Here is a 17,901-nt window from a genome sequence, read left to right as displayed (position 1 = left end):
TGTAAAACTGGCTATCATGAGCCAATAGATTGTAACCGAGGAAATGACGATGCAACTCACGATTGAATTGCCTAACGACATCGGCAACAGGGTAGCCCAGCTACCGAATCGAGATAATTTTATTCTCAATGCCTTACAACTTGCGCTGCTGATGTTGGGGGATAAGCGTAACTTGGACGAAATAGCGACGGAAATGACCGCCGAAGCCAAACGAAATGGGTTAACTGACGAAAAACTGCAAGAGCTGCTGCAAGACTGACTCGTTGTCGAAAAGGAAAATAAATGCCTGCTTTTGTTGTTGATACCAATATTCTTATCAGCTACGCCTTGTCAGTCCATTCCACGCCCGGTCAGGCTGTTCAAAAAGCCTTTCGGCAGGGAAGGGTTATTTACAGCGCAGCAACCTTGCAAGAGCTTATTGCTAAATTGGCGTTGCCCAAATTTGACCGTTACGTTAGTACCAAAAATCGCGCAGCGTTTATCCAGCGATTTGCGCTGCAAGCCCAACAAATTGAGCCAACCCTTGAGGTGAGAGCTTGCCGCGATCCGAAAGACGATATGTTTTTGTCATTAGCGGTGGCTAGTCAAGCGACATACTTAATCAGCGGTGACAAGGACTTGCTGGATATGAAGGTATTTCAGAGTATCCCCATCGTGACGGCGAAAGCATTTCTCGATCTTTAACCCACAGCAGGTTTAAGCAGATACCGTATGATGTGCGGGTGGGGTAATTTGGTAAAGTCTAAGAATATCAAGGGACAATAAATGCCAACACTATTAGTTGAGGAGGGTTTCAGGTTCTTCTTCTATGCGAACGAACATGACCCGAAACACATTCATGTGATGAAAGGCGACAGTTTCGCTAAAATCGAGTTGGGTACATTGCTGGTGACAAATAGCCACATGAAACCCAAAGAGCTTAAAAAGGCACTTGCCATTGTTGAAGCAAACCAAGATGAATTCGGGAGAAGGTGGGATGAGTACTTTAACCAAGGGTAAATCAGTCAGATTCGACGAACGTTATTTGCATGTGGAGCTTGATGATGGGCGGGTAATCCTAACCCCCATGACCTGGTATCGGGAGTTGCAGCAGGCTTCTGTTATCCAGCTAAAAAACTATAATTTTATCTGTCAGGGTACGGGCATTGAATGGCCTGATCTGGATTACCAATTGAGCATTGACAGCATGTTGATGACACAGCCGCAACGCCAAGCTGCCTGATGTTCGAGCTAAAAAACTACCAAAACGAAACGCTGCAAATCCTGCGTGAATTCCTCGAAGAAGCCCGCCTCATGCCCGTGGAGGAGGCGTTCACCCGCGCTCAGCAACGCCAAAACCGCCAGCCGCTGCCGTATTTGCACCACAGTTTCGCGCAAGTGCCGTATGTGTGCCTGCGCCTGCCTACGGGCGGCGGCAAAACCGTGCTGGCTTCTTACGCCGTCGGCATCGCCAAACGCGCCTATCTGGAACAAGATTACCCGATTGTGTTGTGGCTCGTTCCCACCAACACCATCCGCGAACAAACGCTGGAAGCCCTGCAAAAACCGGGACACCCCTACCGCGCCGCACTTGAAGATGAGTTCGGCGTAGACCGTTTAATGGTGCTGGACATCGGCGACGTAACCCGCATCCGCAAGCAAGACATTGGCAACAAAGCCATCATCGTGGTCGGCACACTTGCCACCCTGCGCGTCGAAGACACCAGCGGACGCAAGGTCTACGCCTACCACGAAGATTTCGAGCCACATTTTGCCGGAATCAGCCCCCATGACGCACGTTTGGAAAAAGTCAGCGAAGCCGACCTCAAGCCCAACGGTTTGACTGCTGCGAATCTCGGCAAAATCAAATATTCCTTCGCCAACCTGCTGGCACTCAAACAGCCGCTGGTGATCATGGACGAAGCCCACAACGCCCGCACCAAACTCACCTTCGACACCCTCAAGCGCATCCACCCCGCGTGCGTGCTGGAACTGACCGCCACGCCGGATACCAGCCGCGAATCCGCTTCCAACGTGCTGCATCACGTTTCCGCCTCGCAGTTGAAAGCCGCCAATATGATCAAGTTGCCGATCATGCTCACCGAGCACCACGAATGGGACGGCGCGGTGCGTGACGCAGTGTTGACCCGCAAACAACTGGCGCAAGAAGCGGTAAAATCCGGCGATTCCGTGCGCCCGATTGCCTTGTTTCAAGCCGAAAACAAAAGCGGCGAAGTTACCTTTGAGGTGCTGAAAACCTTCCTGATCGAACAACTCGGCATTGCCGCGCCGCAAATCGCCATCGTCACCGGCAACCAGCGCGAACTTGACGGCATTGACCTGTTCAACCCCGCCTGCCCGATTGAATACATTATCACCGTGGAAGCCTTGAAAGAGGGCTGGGATTGCTCGTTTGCCTACGTGTTCTGCTCGGTCAAAGACGTAAAATCCAGCAAAGACGCGGAGCAATTGCTGGGGCGCGTGTTGCGGATGCCGTATGCTCAACGCCGTCAGCACGAAGCCCTGAACCGCGCTTACGCCCATCTGGTTTCCCCCAACTTTGCCAAAGCCGCTGCCGCCCTGACCGACAAAATGGTGCAAAGCATGGGTTTCGACCCGCTGGAATTGCCGCAACACCTGCAACACGGCAACCAGTACAGCCTGTTTGATAACACGGAATACCCGTCATCACGCCCTGCGATTGCCGAAGAATTCAGCGAATTCATCCTCAACAACGGAGAACAACTCGCGGTTACGGGCTTGATTGACGAACCGACCGCAACGCTGATCCTGCAAGGCTTCACCGGCAAACAAAAGGCGGAAGTCCAGCAACAGGTGGAACAGCACAACCTGCGCGTCAAAGCCCAGCTTGCCCCGGCAATGCGCGGCGAAGTGTTCGCCCCATTGCCCTTGCTGTGTGTGCGCGAAGAAAACCAACTGCGCCTGCTCGAACCCGAATCCTACCTTTACACCAAAGGCGGTTGGTCATTGCTGGATTTCCCGGTGGAACTGCCACAGTTTGAAATCCGTGAGTCCGGGCGCGTGTTTGAAGTATTCCTGCAAGGCGGTCACGTCAGTTACAAACTGGCAGAGCAGGGCGAAACCCCCAATCTCAACCTGATCGAACTCGACATTGACGACACCGTGCTGGTGCGTTGGCTGGATCGGGAAGTGCGCCAAGCCGATGTTAGCCCAAGCGAGATGATCCGCTGGCTGGTGCAATTGGTTGGGCATTTAACCAAGGTGCGCGGCTTTTCCCTCACTGCTTTGGTGCGCAGCAAATTCCTGCTGGCGCGTGCCATTAAAGACCGCATCGCGTTTTGCCGTCACAAGGCGGCGGAGCGGGGTTTCCAGCATTGGTTGTTTGAAGATTCCAGCTTGTTAGGCGTGTCAGAAACGTATCAATACACCTTTAAACCCGATGTGTATCCGGCACGAGTGCCGTTTTACCGGGGCAAATATGCGTTTACCAAACACTATTACCCGGTGATCGAAGACCTGAGCAGTAGTGGCGAAGAATTTGAATGTGCCCAAGCCCTCGACCAGCATCCGCAGGTCAAACACTGGATACGCAACTTGGTTAACCGCGAAGCGGCATCGTTCCGTTTGCCCCTTGCTCGCGGCTATTTCTACCCCGATTTTATCGCCGAACTCCACGACGGGCGTACTGTGGTAGTGGAATACAAAGGTGAATACCTGCAAACCGCTGACGATGCCCGCGAAAAAGCGGCGGTTGGTCAACAGTGGGCGCAACAAAGTGGCGGATTATTTCTGCTGGCCTTGGCAAAAGATGCGCAAGGCAAGAACATTTACCAACAACTTAATCAGCTTTTTCATTAGGAACACACATGGCTTACAGCGGTAACACCGGACTCACCCGAATCATTAAAGCAGCCCAATATTCATGGCAAGGTTTCCGTGCTGCCTATAAACACGAGGAAGCATTTCGCCAGGAGGTGTGGTTAATTATCCTTGCCATTCCGCTGGCTTTGTGGTTTGGCGAAAATAGTGTGGAAAAAGCCTTAATGATAGGCAGTGTTTTGCTGCTGTTGATCGTGGAGTTGTTGAATTCTGCGGTGGAGGCAGTGGTGGATCGTACCGGAATGGAACCTCATAAACTCTCAGGACGTGCCAAAGATATGGGGTCTGCTGCGGTTACTTTGGCTATTTTAAATGCAATCTTAATCTGGATTTTCATGCTTTCTTGATCTAGGTCAAATTAGAGGCGCGATGCTTTATATACCCCAATGGAGTGTGTGTTTTCACGCAGTATTAACGTTTTCTTAAGTGGTTTTTTGCTGTATGCTTGCCGAGTTATACAACTTTTCCATTTTTCAATCTTGTTACTTGAGGGCATACGATGGCTCATAGTGCTGCACTCTCCTCGGAGCAATACAACTATGATATCGTGAAGAAATTCGCGATAGTTTCAATTATCTGGGGTATTCTTGGCATGACTGCCGGGGTCTATATCGCGTCAGAATTGGCATGGCCTTTCCTGAACTTTGATGTGGCTCAGATCACTTTCGGGCGGTTGCGTCCGCTGCACACCAGTGGTGTTATCTTCGGTTTCGGTGGTAACGCACTGTTTGCGACTTCTTACTATGTTATCCAACGTACTTGCCAAACTCGTTTAGCAGGCGGCACTTTCTGGCCTAACTTTACCTTCTGGGGCTGGAACTTATCTGTTTTAGTGGCTGGTTTGTTGTACCTGCAAGGTTACACTCAAGGTCGTGAATACGCAGAGCCAGTTTGGTTCGTTGACATTGCGATTACTGTGGTTTGGGTCGTTTACTTCCTGATCTTCACTATCACCTTGATGAAGCGTAACCAGCCTCACATTTATGTGGCTAACTGGTTCTATATGTCGTTCATCTTGGCAACGGCATTGCTGCACATTTTCAACAACTTGGCAGTGCCCATTAGCTTGACTTCGCCTGTTTCTTACAGCTTGTTCTCCGGTGCGCAAGATGCAATGACACAGTGGTGGTATGGTCACAACGCAGTAGGTTTCTTCCTGACAGCGGCATTCTTGGGGATGATGTATTACTTCGTACCTAAGCAAGCTGGTCGTCCGGTTTATTCTTACCGTTTGTCTATCATCCACTTCTGGGCATTAAGCTTCATGTATATGTGGGTAGGTACTCACCACCTGCACTGGACTGCAATTCCTGACTGGACGTCTACCTTGGCAGCGACGTTCTCTATCCTGCTGTTGATGCCATCTTGGGGTGGTATGATCAACGGTATCATGACCCTTTCTGGTGCATGGGATAAATTGCGTACTGACCCAATCATGATGTTCATGATCACAGCATTGTCGTTCTACGGTATGTCTACGTTTGAAGGCCCGATGATGTCATTGAAGAGCGTTAACGCGCTGTCTCACTACACTGACTGGACTGTTGGTCACGTTCACTCCGGCGCATTGGGCTGGGTGGCTATGATCTCTATCGCTTCCTTCTATCACATGATTCCACGTCTGTGGAACACTACGCTGCATAGCATGAAGTTGGTTTACACGCATTTCTTCTTGGCGACTATCGGTACTATTTTGTACATCACAGCATTGTGGGTATCAGGTATCGGTCAAGGTTTGATGCTGCGTGCATTCGATGAGTACGGCAACTTGGCGTACACCTTCGTTGAAACCGTCGTCTTCATGCATGGCCCATTGGTTGCGCGTGCGGTAGGTGGCTTGTTCTTCCTGTCTGGTATGTTGATTATGGCTTATAACATCTATATGACCGTAACCCGTGCGAAGCAAGAAGAGAGCGTTTCTGTTGCTGCTGCGGCTAAAGCGTAATTAAGGGAGAGTTGAGATATGTTTAAACATGAAAGTATCGAAACGAACTCTGGGATGTTGATCGTCCTGACGTTGGTTGCGATTAGTATCGGTGGTTTGGTTGAAATTGTTCCATTGCATTACATCAATGAGACAGTCGAAGACGTGAAAGATCCGGTAACGGGTTTTGACGTGGTTCGTCCTTACTCACCATTGGAACAACGTGGTCGTGACATTTACATCCGTGAAGGTTGCTACACTTGCCACTCTCAGATGATTCGTCCGTTCCGTGATGAAGACCTGCGTTACGGTCACTATTCACTGGCGGCTGAATCCAAGTACGATCACCCATTCCAATGGGGTTCCAAGCGTACTGGCCCGGACTTGGCGCGTGTTGGTGGTAAATACTCTAACGAATGGCAAGTACAGCATTTAACTGCACCTCGTTCGGTTGTGCCTGAGTCCATCATGCCTAACTACCCTTGGTTGCAGAAAACGGCATTGGATACCTCTGACATTCAGGATCGTATGATTGCGTTGAAGCGGGTAGGCGTGCCTTACTCACAAACAACTACTGAATACGAAGCCAATGTGAAGAAGTTTGGTGAAGCGGTTGCGAAAACCCTCGACATCAACACGGCAGAAGCTAACTTGTTGGCTCAAGCGCAAGCGGGTAACTACGATGGCAATCCGGCAAACGTCAGTGAAATGGACGCGCTGGTTGCTTACCTGCAAGTGTTGGGTACGATGGTTGATTTCAGCAAGTTCGATGAAGATCACTTCATCCAATTCCGTTAATTTGTGCTACTGGATAGTGGCTTCTGCTGACAAAGTGAGGATCAAATGCTGACAGAATTCTGGACATGGATCTTAGATCTAGGTAATAGCAAAACTGTTGCGTTGCTGATTTTTTTCACGACCTTTGTGGGCATCGTCATTTACGTGTATTCCAGTCGGAAACGTAGCGAGCGGCTTGAGTCGTATCGCTACGTCCCGCTGATGGACGAAGACGAGGCAGACCGTAGGGTAAAAGCCGCAGAAGCTTCCCAAGCTAAAGGTGAGAAATAGTTATGGCTACTCCTGTAAAAGACCCGTTAACCGGCGCGGAAACTACCGGGCACGTTTGGGATGATACGCTGCAAGAATTTAACAACCCGCTGCCACGCTGGTGGTTGTGGACATTCTACGGCACGATCATTTTCGCAATTACTTATTGGGTTATGTACCCGTCTTGGCCGATTGGCAAGACTTACCTGAAAGGTGTGGGTAATGAAATTACCTATAAAACCGATGCAGGCGAAGAAAAGTCTACTCACTGGAACATGCGTGCGCTGTTGGCTCACGATATGCAAAACGGTGAAGCAGCACTGAAGCAGAAAGAATATTTGGACAAGGTAGGCGCGGCTTCTTATGAGCAAATCGCCTCTGACGCTGATATGTCTTCTTTCGTGCGTTCTTACGGCGTGGGCATGTTCGGTGACAACTGTGCGGCTTGCCATCAGGCAGGTGGTCAGGGTGTTGTCGGTCAATTCCCTAACTTAGTGGATGATGACTGGTTGTGGGGCGGCGATACCACAACGATCGAAACCACTATCCGTAACGGTCGTTTGGGTTATATGCCTGCTTACAGCAACGTGTTAGACAATACCCAACTGGGTCAGGTTGCTAACTACGTGTTGAGCATGTCCGGTGAAACGGTTGATGCGGCAGCAGCGGCTGAAGGTCAAAAAATCTTCCAAGGTGAGACTGGCGGTTGCTATATGTGCCACACCAAAGAAGGTAAAGGTCTGCACGCTCAAGGTTCAGCAAACCTGACTGATAAAGTCTGGACGATTGCGAATCTGCCAGCGGCTGAAACCCCAGAAGCTAAGCTGGAAGCTGTGAAAGCGGTTATCCACAATGGTGTTAAACGTCAAATGCCAGTATTCGGTGCGGATGGTCGTAACCTTTCCGATACTGAAATCAAAGTATTGACTGCTTACATCAAGCAAATGTCATCCGCAGCAGCAACACAGTAAACTTGCTATTGTCGATGATGCTAAAAAGGCCGGGATTCCCGGCCTTTTTGCGTTATTTTGAGCATACGCAAGGTAAAAGGCATAAACTACCGTATGATGTGCCAGATGAAAAGCGTGATGGGATAACCACGAATTATGAAGACCGAATCAGTTATTGAACCTAAATCTACTCTGCAACCGCGCTCGGTTGAAGGGCGTTTCCGTAATGCTAAAACGGCTATTTTAGTATTTGCCTATGCTGTATTTTTCTTATTGCCGTGGGTGCGTTGGGAGCGTGCAGTAGGCCCTGATCAGGCAATTTTGTTTGATATTCCGGGTCGGCGTTATTACATGTTTGATTTGGTTATGCACGCTCAGGATATTTTCTGGTTAACGGCTTTGCTATTTTTGGCAGCGGTTTTATTGTTCTTTGTTACCACATTGTTTGGGCGTGTTTTCTGTGGTTATTTTTGTTTCCAAACGTTATGGACAGACGCTTTCCGCTTTTTTGAAAAGTTTATTCAAGGTGATCGTGTAGCGCGTTTACGTTTGGATAAGCAACCCTGGAATGCAGAGAAACTCCTGAAAAAGGGTTTAACGCATCTTTCATGGTTGATGCTGGCTTTATGGACAGGTATCAGTTTCGCTTTGTATTGGGGTGATGCCTTTGAATTGACCACCGCATTCTTTACCGGTACTGCACCGTCAGCCATGTACGGCACGGCGATTATTCTGATGACGACGACCTACCTCACTGCCGGGTGGGCGAAAGAGTATGTGTGCTTACATATGTGCCCGTATTCACGTTTCCAAAGCGTCATGTTTGACCAGGATACCATCATTGTTTCCTACGATATGAATCGTGGTGAAGGTAGTGCAGGGCGTGTGAAACCCATTAAAGAGATGCGTGACCAGCAAGTGCGTCAGTCGGCGGGGCATGGTGATTGCGTTGATTGCGGCTTGTGTGTGCAGGTTTGCCCAACAGGTGTGGATATTCGTAAAGGTTTGCAAATCGGTTGTATTCACTGCGCGTTATGCATTGATGCCTGCGACGGTATTATGGATAAACAGGGCTGGAAACGCGGTTTGATTCGTTACACCTCTGAACACGGTTTGGAAGGCAAGAAAACCCAGATTTTGAAATTGCGTACTGTAGGTTACGGTTTGGCGACATTATTAGCCACGGTATATCTGGTATGGAGTATCGGCAGCAGTAAATTGCTGGAAGCCACCGCCGTACAAATCCGTAGTCCATTATTTGTGCAGTTATCCGACGGTCGTATTCAAAACAGTTTTGAAGTGAAAGTGAATAACAAAGCGATGGAAGCGGCGCGTTATCAATTGGTGTTGGATAATTTCCCCGGCGCGGAATTGGATTTAGGGCAATTCAGCGATATTCAGCTTAAGCCAGACACCAGCATACGCATTCTGGCAAAAGTCCGTTATAATAAGCTGCCCGGTGATACACAGAAAAACCGCGAATTCCAGTTCAGGCTCACGCCGTTGGAAGGCAAGGTTAAAGAGGCTGTGATCATTCCTTCGCACTTTATTACACCGTGATGGTTGAATGGAAAATCAAAGCTTATTGCTGACACTAGGGGTGGGCGTATTTGCATCGTCCGCCTTGTTTTTTATCTTTCACAAAGGATTCGGTTGGGCAGGTCGCTTGGCTGCCTTGTTGAGCATCCTGATCGTACAAAGTATCTACATCCCGCTGGCTGCGATGAATTGGGCGGGGTTGGATGTGTTCGCTATCCACTTTGGCTTTTTCACGATGGCAGCAGCGTTGCCCGGTATTATTGCTGGTAACGGTGATGCGCAGCCTGCATCCGTTGATGCTAATGGCAAAAAACGCCGTTTCCACTGGGTTCCATTAACGATTGCAGGGTTTTTCGTGATCTTGGCAACCGTGGATGCAACCATTATTACCTTGGCAAACAAGGGTGCGAGTGCTGAATTTATTCGTCAGTTTTTGCCTGAACCGCGCCGCGAAAGTGCCGTCAATGTCACTTCCAGCTTCCCCGGCACAGTCTCAAACAATTTCCAGAAAAAATACGATCAGTACAATAATTACCTGTCACAGCTTAAAACCCAAACTGAGCGCGGTTGGAAAATTGGCGAAGGTTGGTTAACCAAACCCTACATCAATCAGCCGAGTATGTTTCGGATTAAAGTAACCGATAAAGCGGATCAACCAGTGACGGGTGGTAAGGTACAATTGTCTTTCCTGCGCCCTGCGAATAAAGCGTTGGATCAGCAATTTCAGTTACAGGAAACCGTGCCCGGTTATTACGAAATGCCCGTGAGTTTAGCCGCCCCCGGTTTATGGAATATGGTGCTGACGATTAGTCGTGGTGAAGAGTTCCATGAAGTAAAAGGTGAAACTTGGATTGAGGCGGTGAAATAAGTGTCTTCTGATTGTTTTCACTGTGGTCAGCCGGTTCCAGTGGGAGCGCATTACGCGGTAAAGATTGACGATCAAACCCGCGAGATGTGCTGCACTGGCTGTCAGGCAGTAGCGCAGGCGATTGTGGAAAATAATTTAACCGATTATTACCGCTTTCGTACCGAAATCAGTGGTAAGGCCGAAGATCTAGTTCCTGACGCTTTACGCCAATTACAGGTCTACGATTCGGTTGAGTTGCAAAAATCGTTTGTGCGCGGCACAGATGCGACAATTCGCGAAGCCTCCTTGATTTTAGAAGGTATCGTGTGTGCGGCATGTGTCTGGTTAAATGAAAATCATATTAAACGCCTCCCTGGTATTCTTGAATTCCGCATTAATTACTCCACGCATCGCGCTACCTTAAAATGGGATAACAGCATTATTCATTTGAGCGATGTATTAAAAGCGGTTTCTGAAATCGGTTATCACGCGCATCCTTTTGATCCCGGTCGTCTTGAATCCTTACAGAAAAAAGAAAAATCAGCAGCATTACGGCGGATTGCAATTGCCGGTTTAGGCATGATGCAGGTCATGATGATTGCCGTGGCGATGTATATTGGTGCGGTTTCCGATATGGATACGGAAATGCGCGGCTTTTTACGCTGGATTAGTTTGGTTATGACCACACCCGTGGTGTTTTATTCAGCACGGGTATTTTTCACTTCGGCATGGCGTGATTTGCGGCGCGGACGTTTTGGCATGGATGTACCCGTGTCACTCGCGATTGGGATTGCCTTTAGTGCCAGTGTGTGGGCGACATTAACTAATGGTGGGGAAGTGTATTTTGATTCCGTCACCATGTTTACGTTTTTCCTGCTGAGTGGGCGTTATTTAGAAATGGCGGCTCGTCACAAAGCAGGGCAGGTGGCGGAAGAATTGGTGCGCTTGATGCCTGCTACCGCTACACGGGTGCGTGACGGTGTGCAAGAAGTGATTCCGGTGAGTCAACTGGAGCGCGGCGATTACGTGCTAATCAAGCCCGGTGAAGTAGTCCCGGCGGATGGTCTCGTTATTGATGGCACGAGCAGCACCAACGAATCGCTTTTGACTGGTGAAAGTTTGCCTTGCCAAAAACATACGGGTGACACCTTGGTGGGCGGCACGGTAAATATCGAAAGCCCCTTAACCATGCAAGTGGAAAAAGTCGGCGATAACACCGTATTGGCCTCGATTATCCGCTTGCTGGAGCGTGCGCAGGCAGAAAAACCGGAACTGGCGCGACTTGCAGAAAAAGTAGCTTCGCGGTTTGTGCCGATTATTTTGGTGACAGCGACAGCGGTATTTGCTTGGTGGTATCAACACGCCCCGGATGAAGCGTTCTGGATCGCATTGTCGGTGTTGGTCATTACTTGCCCGTGCGCATTTTCGTTGGCAACCCCGGCCGCGTTAACGGCGGCTACCGGCCTGCTGACTTCCAAAGGTGTGCTCACCACACGCGGACACGCGCTGGAAACGCTTGCCCGTATTAATCACATGATTTTTGATAAAACCGGCACGCTGTCCTATGGGCATCTGGAAGTGACCGATTTTAAAACCTTGGGCAATGCAACCAGCAGTTTTTGTAAGCACGTCGCAGCGGGTTTGGAAAGCGCGTCAGAACATCCGGTGGCACGAGCCGTAACAAAACTAAGTGATAACCCGGCGAGTTTTACGAATTTGACGGCTGAATCCGGGCGTGGCGTAAAAGGAATTTACCAGCAAAAACGTTACCGCATTGGTACGGAAGCGTTTGTACGCGAATTGGTGGGTGTGGCTTTACCGGAAAATGCGGGGCAATCTGCGCATTCGGAACGTTCGGAAATTTTCCTCGGTTCTGAAGAAGGTTGGTTGGCACGTATCGGTTTAGCCGATGAATTACGCAAAGATGCCGCCAATGTGATTCAGGAACTGCGTGCTTTGGGCATTGATGTGACCCTGTTAAGCGGCGATGCCCCGGCTTTGGTTGAGCACGTTGCGCAGCAGTTAGCTATTCCTCACGCGCTAGGTGGGCAGTTGCCCGATGGCAAACTGACTTACCTGAAACAGCAACAAGCGCAAGGTGCAGTGGTAGCGATGGTCGGTGACGGGGTGAATGATGCCCCGGTGTTGGCAGGTGCGCAGGTGTCGATTGCGATGGGCAGCGGTTCACAGTTAGCGCAAGCCAGTGCGGATATGGTGTTACTGTCCGAAAATCTGCATCAGTTACCGTTTGCCGTTAAAACCGCACGGCGGATGCAGGTCATTATCAAGCAAAATTTTGCTTGGACAATTTTGTACAATTTAATCGCAATACCTTTGGCCGCCAGTGGTGTTATCGCCCCTTGGATGGCTGCAATTGGCATGTCAGCCAGTTCCCTCGTCGTGGTTTTAAATGCGTTACGCCTGAAAAATTAAGCGTTTAGCCGTATAATCAACTTCCTTCTTCTTGATGGGTGAGTAGCTAATGGATGCTTTGTATATGTTAATTCCGATTGCACTCGGCGTTATGATAGTGGTGGTAGTGGCGTTTATTTATACCGTTAAAAGCGGGCAGTACGATGATTTAGAAGGCCCCGCCCACCGTATATTAATGGACGATGACGACCCGCGTATTCCGGGTGCAAAGAAAAATACTGAAAAAGAATCTGATTAATTATTAATCTTCAACGCCATAATATGCCGGTTAATACGCTTATTACTACGCTCTGTCTAATTTTCTGAGTATATTGTAGGCATAGGCGGGCATACTTCAGGAATTGTTCTATCCTTGAATGTGGAACAAACACGTAATATCACAATGCTAGATGAACAAGTGTTTTTAGTCGGTAGATTTGGGTGGAATATCCGGTAATGGAAGACCGGCGAGGAAATTCAGGCGTATAAAAGCACAGATGATTGCTGTCGGGGTTCCTTGGGCTGGATGACGTTGATTAAGGAGTATAGGTAGCCGTATGTCGGACAGAAGATTACAAGTCTTTCACGCAGTCGCTAGGCTGTTGAGCTTTACCAAGGCGGCAGAAGTACTGCACATGACGCAGCCTGCGGTGACGTTCCAAATTCGTCAACTGGAAGAACAGTTTGACACCCGTTTATTTGACCGCACCCACAATCGCGTTTCCCTGACGGAAGCAGGGCGCATTGTGTTTGAGTATGCGGAAAAAATCTTTGAGCAATACGCCGAGATGGAAAATGCCATTCGTGAAATGACGGATGACATCAGTGGTTCCTTGACCATTGGGGCGAGTACCACCATTTCTGAGTATATGCTGCCCGCGTTATTGGGTGAATTCAACTCCAAAAACCCGGATGTGCGGTTGCGCTTGCGCGTTTCCAACACCGAAGGGATTGTGTCGATGGTGGAAAATAACATCATTGATTTGGGCGTGGTTGAGGGCTTGGTCAACAATAAAAACTTGTTGGTCGAAGTATGCCGTCAAGACGAACTGGTGTTGATTGTGCCGCCTAAGCACGAGTTAGCTAAGAATGAGAGCATTAAACTCAAAGACATTTTGAATTATCCGTTCATTTGCCGTGAGGAAGGCTCTGGTACTCGCGAGGTTATCCTCGACTACTTGTACAGCTTAGGAATGGATAAGCACGCGATGAATACGTGCTTGGAATTAGGCAGCCCTGAAGCGGTAAAAGGTGCGGTTGAGGCTGGCATGGGTCTTACCATTGTTTCCAGTGCCAGCATCACCAAAGAGCTGAAGCTGGGGTCATTGGTATCCATTCCGCTAGATCCGCCACTGTCACGCGACTTCTCCTTTGTGCGCCAACGCCAGAAGTTCAAAGTCCGTGCGATGGAAGAGCTGTTGGAGTTTGCCCGCAGTTATTGCGAAAAACACGCGAAGGACTAAGCGTTTATTGTTAACATGCTCCCTGATTTTTAGCCTATTACCGCTAATCAGGGAGTTATGATGTTACCCGGTATGCCTCAACAATCCGGCGGTTCTGCCGAAGAAAAGCGTTTGCGTAAATGGTATCGCGCCATGAACCCGCAAGATCAAGTCACTTTGATGCGCTTTGCTGAATTCCTCGCTAATGATCCCAGTAGCAATGACCCGCCAATGACAGTATTTCCTGAGCCTGAAGCGATTGAACGTCCTGAACAGGAAAGTGTGGTCAAGGCAATTAAACGTTTAACTAACACTTATCCCATGATTGAGCGTGATCGTTTGTTGAATGAAACCTCCAGCTTAATGACTGCGCACGTGATTCACGGCAAAACGGCTCCGGCGGTTATTGACGAGTTGGAAGCGATGTTTGCTAAGCATTACGCTAGCTTGAAGGCCGAATTTGTAGAGACGCAAAATCTTGCGTCTCTACCACCTGCGGACAATACTTGATTTAAGCTAACCCAAACACCCGCGCCCGAATCTGGGCAATTTGATCGCGTACTGCTGCGGCTTGTTCAAACTCCAGATTTTTGGCGTGCTGGAACATTTTCTCTTCGAGTTTTTTGAGCTGTTTCAGTGCCTGATCAGGGGTTAAGCTGCGGTATTCTGCCGCCTCTTCCGCGACTTTTTTATCGGCACGGGTTTTGCCTTTGCCGCGTGTGGCATTCGCGTAAGCTCCTTCCATGACATCGGCAATGCGTTTGCGGATGGTTTGCGGGGTAATGCCGTTTAAGGCGTTGTGGGCGAGTTGTTTGTCGCGTCGACGTTGGGTTTCACCGATGGCTTTACGCATGGATTCGGTGATTTTGTCGGCATACAAAATCGCCCGACCTTCAGCGTTTCGTGCTGCACGCCCGATGGTTTGGATTAACGAACGTTCAGAACGCAAAAAACCTTCCTTGTCAGCGTCCAAAATGGCTACCAAGGATACTTCGGGAATGTCCAAGCCTTCGCGTAATAAATTGATGCCCACCAGCACGTCGAACTCACCTTTGCGCAAATCTCGGATGATTTCTACTCGTTCCACCGTGTCAATGTCGGAGTGCAGGTAACGCACCTTGATGCCATGTTCCATCAGGTAATCGGTTAAATCTTCCGCCATGCGTTTGGTGAGGGTGGTGACTAACACCCGTTCATTGCGTTGGGCGCGAAGAGTGATTTCCGACATGGCATCATCGACTTGTGACAATACTGGGCGAATTTCTACCTGCGGGTCAACCAGCCCGGTAGGACGAACCACCTGTTCGGCGACGTTATCGGAATGCTCCATTTCATACGCGCCCGGCGTTGCCGAGACGTGAATCGCTTGCGGAATCAATTGCTCAAATTCATCGAAGCGCAGCGGGCGATTATCCAGTGCGGAAGGCAGCCGAAAACCGTATTCCACCAGCGTTTCCTTACGGGAACGGTCGCCTTTATACATCCCGCCAAATTGCGGAATGGTGACGTGCGATTCGTCCACAAACACGATGGCATTTTTCGGCAAGTAGTCAAACAAACACGGTGGCGGCGAACCCGCAGGGCGTTTTGACAGGTAGCGTGAGTAGTTTTCAATGCCGGAACAATAACCCGTTTCCATGATCATTTCGATGTCGTACTGGGTGCGTTGTTCGAGGCGTTGCGCCTCCACCAGACGGTCGTTATCGCGTAAGGTATTCAGGCGGTCTTTGAGTTCGACTTTGATGTGTTCAACCGCAGCAAGCAATACTTCACGTGGGGTGACGTAATGGGTTTTGGGGTAAACCGTCAGGCGTGGTACGCGCCGTAACACTTCGCCGGTCAGCGGGTCAAAATAGCTCAGGTTTTCGATTTCGTCGTCAAACAATTCAATCCGAATGGCTTCTTTATCGGATTCCGCCGGATGAATGTCGATGACTTCGCCACGTACCCGAAATGTGCCGCGTTGCAGATCCAGATCATTGCGGGTGTATTGCATTTCCGCAAGGCGACGCAACAAGGTGCGCTGATCAATCTTGTCACCGCGCACCAAAATCAGCAGCATTTTCAAATAAGATTCGGGGTCGCCCAAGCCGTAAATCGCCGATACCGTAGCCACAATAATGACATCTTTGCGCTCGAATAAATTACGGGTAGCAGATAGGCGCATTTGTTCAATGTGATCGTTTACCGCCGAATCTTTTTCAATGTATATATCTTTGGACGGCACATAGGCTTCAGGTTGGTAATAATCGTAATACGAGACGAAATATTCCACCGAGTTTTGCGGGAAAAACTCCTTCATTTCGCCGTAAAGCTGCGCCGCCAGCGTTTTATTGTGCGCCAAAATAATCGCCGGACGCTGGGTTTGCTGGATGATATTCGCCATCGTAAAAGTCTTGCCCGACCCCGTTACCCCCAGCAGGGTTTGATGCACCAAGCCATCTTGCAAACCCTCCACCAAGGAACGTATGGCTTGCGGCTGATCACCCGCAGGCTGGTATTGGGTATTCAAATAAAAGCTGTCTGCTTCCGGCATGGCACTCTCCCGTTTCAGATGCACCTATCTTAACACGGGAGAGCTGATCCGTGACTTATGGGCAAAAACTGGATGGTTTGATCAAGCTTTTGTCGGCGAAATGCCAGCCACTGGGGTTCCACAGTACGCCGGGTTGAGTACCGTAATACTTCATTTTACCGAGTGCGGTGTCCATTTCCTCGCCCACGGTGCTACCTTTTACCGCATTACCGTCACGCAACAACACACCGTGCTGCCCCTCACTGCGACTGCCTTTGGCGCGATACCAAATTTGCAGTTCCCACGCTTCCGCTCGCAAGATCTTTTCCGCAGGCTGGCTCATGTCCACACCAACACCTTCGCCCGGTAAAACGGGGGCAGGCTCTGCAATGCACAGCGGCGCGATCAGTACCAAATGTAACAACGACCAACGTAAGGCTTTCATTTTGAAACTCCTGTCACCACGGGGGAAAACGCTCCCTCACGATTTTAGGTTACGCTGCCATGCCGCTTGGCATGTTGATAAATCTCAGGTTATGAACGGGCTTGCGAAAAAACTGAATACGCGCTGAACTTGTGCTTTTCTTAAGGTCAAAGCAGGTAGGCCACAAGGTTGTGGTGAGTTGTCATGTGAAATACGAGGAAGCAAATCAATGAAAACGAAAATTGCAACGGGAGTTGTGTTGGCAGCCGCATGGTTGTTCGCGAGTGCGCAGGTGTATGCAGATTGCACATTGTATGATTATTCCGCTTTACGTGGTGATCCACGTTCCTTGGGAGCAGGGGAACGTTTAGGCAACTTGGGAGCGCGTTGGGATAACCGCACTTCTTCGGTGGACGTGAGCAATAATTGCAAGCTGACATTGTATTCCGATGCAAATTTTCGCGGTGACAGTAAGGTAATCAACGCTTCTACCCACTATTTAGGCAGCCTGTGGGATAACCAAGCATCGTCGGCAATGTGTACTTGCCCACCGCCGCCGCCCGAAGCGGGTGGTCATCATCGGCGCGATAATCGTCATGGCTGGCATCGTCCGCCACCACCCGCTCTTCAAGCCTGTCGCTTATACCGTGAAATGGATTTTGGCGGCGGTGAGTTGCAGTTGAGTCCCAATAATAGCTACGGCGACTTGGGTTATGGGATGAATGATCAAACATCTTCCGTTAAAGTCCCTGTCGGATGCAGTCTGACGGTTTACAGCCGCGATAATCTCACGGGACGCAGCAAAGTGTTTCTGGAAGGGGATTATAATTTCGTGGGTGAACATTGGAACGACCGCATTTCCTCAGCAGAATGCGCGTGCCGTTAAGCCGCCACTAAAGAACGTAATCGTAACAGTGTGGACACTTACCTGTTGGGTAGGGTGTCCGCCACTGCGATTGCA

Annotated in this window: 19 protein-coding genes; 17 read left to right on the top strand and 2 right to left on the bottom strand. The window is 49.5% G+C overall.

Annotation, left to right across the window (positions count from 1 at the left end; all coding sequences use genetic code 11):
* Positions 1–49 precede the first annotated feature (49 nt).
* The 16 genes from J9260_RS11330 to J9260_RS11255 all read left to right on the top strand — a co-directional run bounded on the left by J9260_RS11330 (position 50) and on the right by J9260_RS11255 (position 14,511).
* Entirely contained in the window at positions 50–259 is a 210-nt protein-coding gene (locus tag J9260_RS11330) for a hypothetical protein (protein ID WP_202716815.1), read from the top strand.
* Between the two features lie 23 nt (positions 260–282).
* Positions 283–684 (top strand): putative toxin-antitoxin system toxin component, PIN family, encoded by a 402-nt coding sequence (locus J9260_RS11325; protein ID WP_210217873.1) that lies wholly within the window; start codon positions 283–285, stop codon positions 682–684.
* Positions 685–765: 81 nt separating this feature from the next.
* Complete coding sequence (locus J9260_RS11320) at positions 766–999, top strand: DUF4160 domain-containing protein (protein ID WP_210217872.1); 234 nt, start codon at positions 766–768, stop codon at positions 997–999.
* Positions 977–1,222, top strand: coding sequence for a DUF2442 domain-containing protein (locus J9260_RS11315; RefSeq protein WP_210217871.1), 246 nt, complete (start codon positions 977–979; stop codon positions 1,220–1,222). The genes J9260_RS11320 and J9260_RS11315 overlap by 23 nt, the downstream gene beginning before the upstream one ends.
* Complete coding sequence (locus J9260_RS11310; protein ID WP_210217870.1) at positions 1,222–3,819, top strand: DEAD/DEAH box helicase; 2,598 nt, start codon at positions 1,222–1,224, stop codon at positions 3,817–3,819. Before J9260_RS11315 ends, J9260_RS11310 begins: the two co-directional genes overlap by 1 nt.
* 8 nt (positions 3,820–3,827) lie before the next feature.
* Complete coding sequence (locus J9260_RS11305) at positions 3,828–4,187, top strand: diacylglycerol kinase (RefSeq protein ID WP_210217869.1); 360 nt, start codon at positions 3,828–3,830, stop codon at positions 4,185–4,187.
* Between the two features lie 152 nt (positions 4,188–4,339).
* Positions 4,340–5,785, top strand: a complete 1,446-nt coding sequence (gene ccoN, locus J9260_RS11300) for a cytochrome-c oxidase, cbb3-type subunit I (RefSeq protein ID WP_210217868.1) — start codon at positions 4,340–4,342, stop codon at positions 5,783–5,785.
* An 18-nt stretch (positions 5,786–5,803) separates the two neighbouring features.
* Positions 5,804–6,562 (top strand): cytochrome-c oxidase, cbb3-type subunit II, encoded by a 759-nt coding sequence (ccoO, locus tag J9260_RS11295; protein WP_210217867.1) that lies wholly within the window; start codon positions 5,804–5,806, stop codon positions 6,560–6,562.
* A 45-nt stretch (positions 6,563–6,607) separates the two neighbouring features.
* Positions 6,608–6,832, top strand: a complete 225-nt coding sequence (locus J9260_RS11290; RefSeq protein ID WP_210217866.1) for a cbb3-type cytochrome oxidase subunit 3 — start codon at positions 6,608–6,610, stop codon at positions 6,830–6,832.
* 2 nt (positions 6,833–6,834) lie between these two features.
* Positions 6,835–7,782 (top strand): cytochrome-c oxidase, cbb3-type subunit III, encoded by a 948-nt coding sequence (gene ccoP / locus J9260_RS11285; protein ID WP_210217865.1) that lies wholly within the window; start codon positions 6,835–6,837, stop codon positions 7,780–7,782.
* A gap of 135 nt (positions 7,783–7,917) precedes the next feature.
* A complete protein-coding gene (gene ccoG, locus J9260_RS11280) occupies positions 7,918–9,321 on the top strand; it encodes a cytochrome c oxidase accessory protein CcoG (RefSeq protein WP_210217864.1) in 1,404 nt (467 codons plus the stop codon).
* A gap of 7 nt (positions 9,322–9,328) precedes the next feature.
* Positions 9,329–10,168 carry a FixH family protein gene (locus tag J9260_RS11275; protein WP_246499411.1) on the top strand — a complete coding sequence of 280 codons (840 nt, stop codon included), beginning with the start codon at positions 9,329–9,331 and terminating at the stop codon, positions 10,166–10,168.
* The gene (locus tag J9260_RS11270; protein ID WP_281419388.1) at positions 10,169–12,580 is read left to right on the top strand and encodes a heavy metal translocating P-type ATPase; all 2,412 of its coding nucleotides are present in this window, start codon (positions 10,169–10,171) and stop codon (positions 12,578–12,580) included. It abuts the gene before it with no gap.
* Positions 12,581–12,629: 49 nt separating this feature from the next.
* On the top strand, positions 12,630–12,818 hold the full coding sequence (gene ccoS / locus J9260_RS11265; protein WP_210217863.1) for a cbb3-type cytochrome oxidase assembly protein CcoS: 189 nt from the start codon (positions 12,630–12,632) through the stop codon (positions 12,816–12,818).
* Positions 12,819–13,116: 298 nt separating this feature from the next.
* Positions 13,117–14,022, top strand: a complete 906-nt coding sequence (locus J9260_RS11260) for a selenium metabolism-associated LysR family transcriptional regulator (RefSeq protein ID WP_210217862.1) — start codon at positions 13,117–13,119, stop codon at positions 14,020–14,022.
* A gap of 72 nt (positions 14,023–14,094) precedes the next feature.
* Positions 14,095–14,511, top strand: a complete 417-nt coding sequence (locus J9260_RS11255) for a hypothetical protein (protein WP_246499404.1) — start codon at positions 14,095–14,097, stop codon at positions 14,509–14,511.
* A 1-nt stretch (position 14,512) separates the two neighbouring features.
* Here the strand turns inward: J9260_RS11255 and uvrB are convergent, their stop codons facing one another.
* A complete protein-coding gene (uvrB, locus tag J9260_RS11250) occupies positions 14,513–16,537 on the bottom strand; it encodes an excinuclease ABC subunit UvrB (protein ID WP_210217861.1) in 2,025 nt (674 codons plus the stop codon).
* Between the two features lie 55 nt (positions 16,538–16,592).
* Complete coding sequence (locus J9260_RS11245; protein WP_210217860.1) at positions 16,593–16,961, bottom strand: hypothetical protein; 369 nt, start codon at positions 16,959–16,961, stop codon at positions 16,593–16,595.
* Positions 16,962–17,169: 208 nt separating this feature from the next.
* Here J9260_RS11245 and J9260_RS11240 point away from each other — a divergent pair, with 208 nt between their 5' ends.
* Positions 17,170–17,826, top strand: coding sequence for a peptidase inhibitor family I36 protein (locus tag J9260_RS11240; RefSeq protein ID WP_210217859.1), 657 nt, complete (start codon positions 17,170–17,172; stop codon positions 17,824–17,826).
* Positions 17,827–17,901: the final 75 nt, after the last annotated feature.

It is taken from the genome of Thiothrix unzii (assembly GCF_017901175.1).
In the GTDB taxonomy this organism is placed as follows: domain Bacteria; phylum Pseudomonadota; class Gammaproteobacteria; order Thiotrichales; family Thiotrichaceae; genus Thiothrix; species Thiothrix unzii.
Note: the sequence above shows the minus strand (reverse complement) of the source record. Positions and strands in the feature narration are given on the sequence as shown.

Excerpts from the sequence above, each read along its gene's own strand:
- J9260_RS11330 (WP_202716815.1), top strand. The coding sequence starts at position 50 with ATGCAACTCACGATTGAATTGCCTAACGACATCGGCAACAGGGTAGCC.
- J9260_RS11325 (WP_210217873.1), top strand. The coding sequence starts at position 283 with ATGCCTGCTTTTGTTGTTGATACCAATATTCTTATCAGCTACGCCTTG.
- J9260_RS11320 (WP_210217872.1), top strand. The coding sequence starts at position 766 with ATGCCAACACTATTAGTTGAGGAGGGTTTCAGGTTCTTCTTCTATGCG.
- J9260_RS11315 (WP_210217871.1), top strand. The coding sequence starts at position 977 with ATGAGTACTTTAACCAAGGGTAAATCAGTCAGATTCGACGAACGTTAT.
- J9260_RS11310 (WP_210217870.1), top strand. The coding sequence starts at position 1,222 with ATGTTCGAGCTAAAAAACTACCAAAACGAAACGCTGCAAATCCTGCGT.
- J9260_RS11305 (WP_210217869.1), top strand. The coding sequence starts at position 3,828 with ATGGCTTACAGCGGTAACACCGGACTCACCCGAATCATTAAAGCAGCC.
- ccoN (WP_210217868.1), top strand. The coding sequence starts at position 4,340 with ATGGCTCATAGTGCTGCACTCTCCTCGGAGCAATACAACTATGATATC.
- ccoO (WP_210217867.1), top strand. The coding sequence starts at position 5,804 with ATGTTTAAACATGAAAGTATCGAAACGAACTCTGGGATGTTGATCGTC.
- J9260_RS11290 (WP_210217866.1), top strand. The coding sequence starts at position 6,608 with ATGCTGACAGAATTCTGGACATGGATCTTAGATCTAGGTAATAGCAAA.
- ccoP (WP_210217865.1), top strand. The coding sequence starts at position 6,835 with ATGGCTACTCCTGTAAAAGACCCGTTAACCGGCGCGGAAACTACCGGG.
- ccoG (WP_210217864.1), top strand. The coding sequence starts at position 7,918 with ATGAAGACCGAATCAGTTATTGAACCTAAATCTACTCTGCAACCGCGC.
- J9260_RS11275 (WP_246499411.1), top strand. The coding sequence starts at position 9,329 with ATGGAAAATCAAAGCTTATTGCTGACACTAGGGGTGGGCGTATTTGCA.
- ccoS (WP_210217863.1), top strand. The coding sequence starts at position 12,630 with ATGGATGCTTTGTATATGTTAATTCCGATTGCACTCGGCGTTATGATA.
- J9260_RS11260 (WP_210217862.1), top strand. The coding sequence starts at position 13,117 with ATGTCGGACAGAAGATTACAAGTCTTTCACGCAGTCGCTAGGCTGTTG.
- J9260_RS11255 (WP_246499404.1), top strand. The coding sequence starts at position 14,095 with ATGCCTCAACAATCCGGCGGTTCTGCCGAAGAAAAGCGTTTGCGTAAA.
- uvrB (WP_210217861.1), bottom strand. The coding sequence starts at position 16,537 with ATGCCGGAAGCAGACAGCTTTTATTTGAATACCCAATACCAGCCTGCG.
- J9260_RS11245 (WP_210217860.1), bottom strand. The coding sequence starts at position 16,961 with ATGAAAGCCTTACGTTGGTCGTTGTTACATTTGGTACTGATCGCGCCG.
- J9260_RS11240 (WP_210217859.1), top strand. The coding sequence starts at position 17,170 with ATGAAAACGAAAATTGCAACGGGAGTTGTGTTGGCAGCCGCATGGTTG.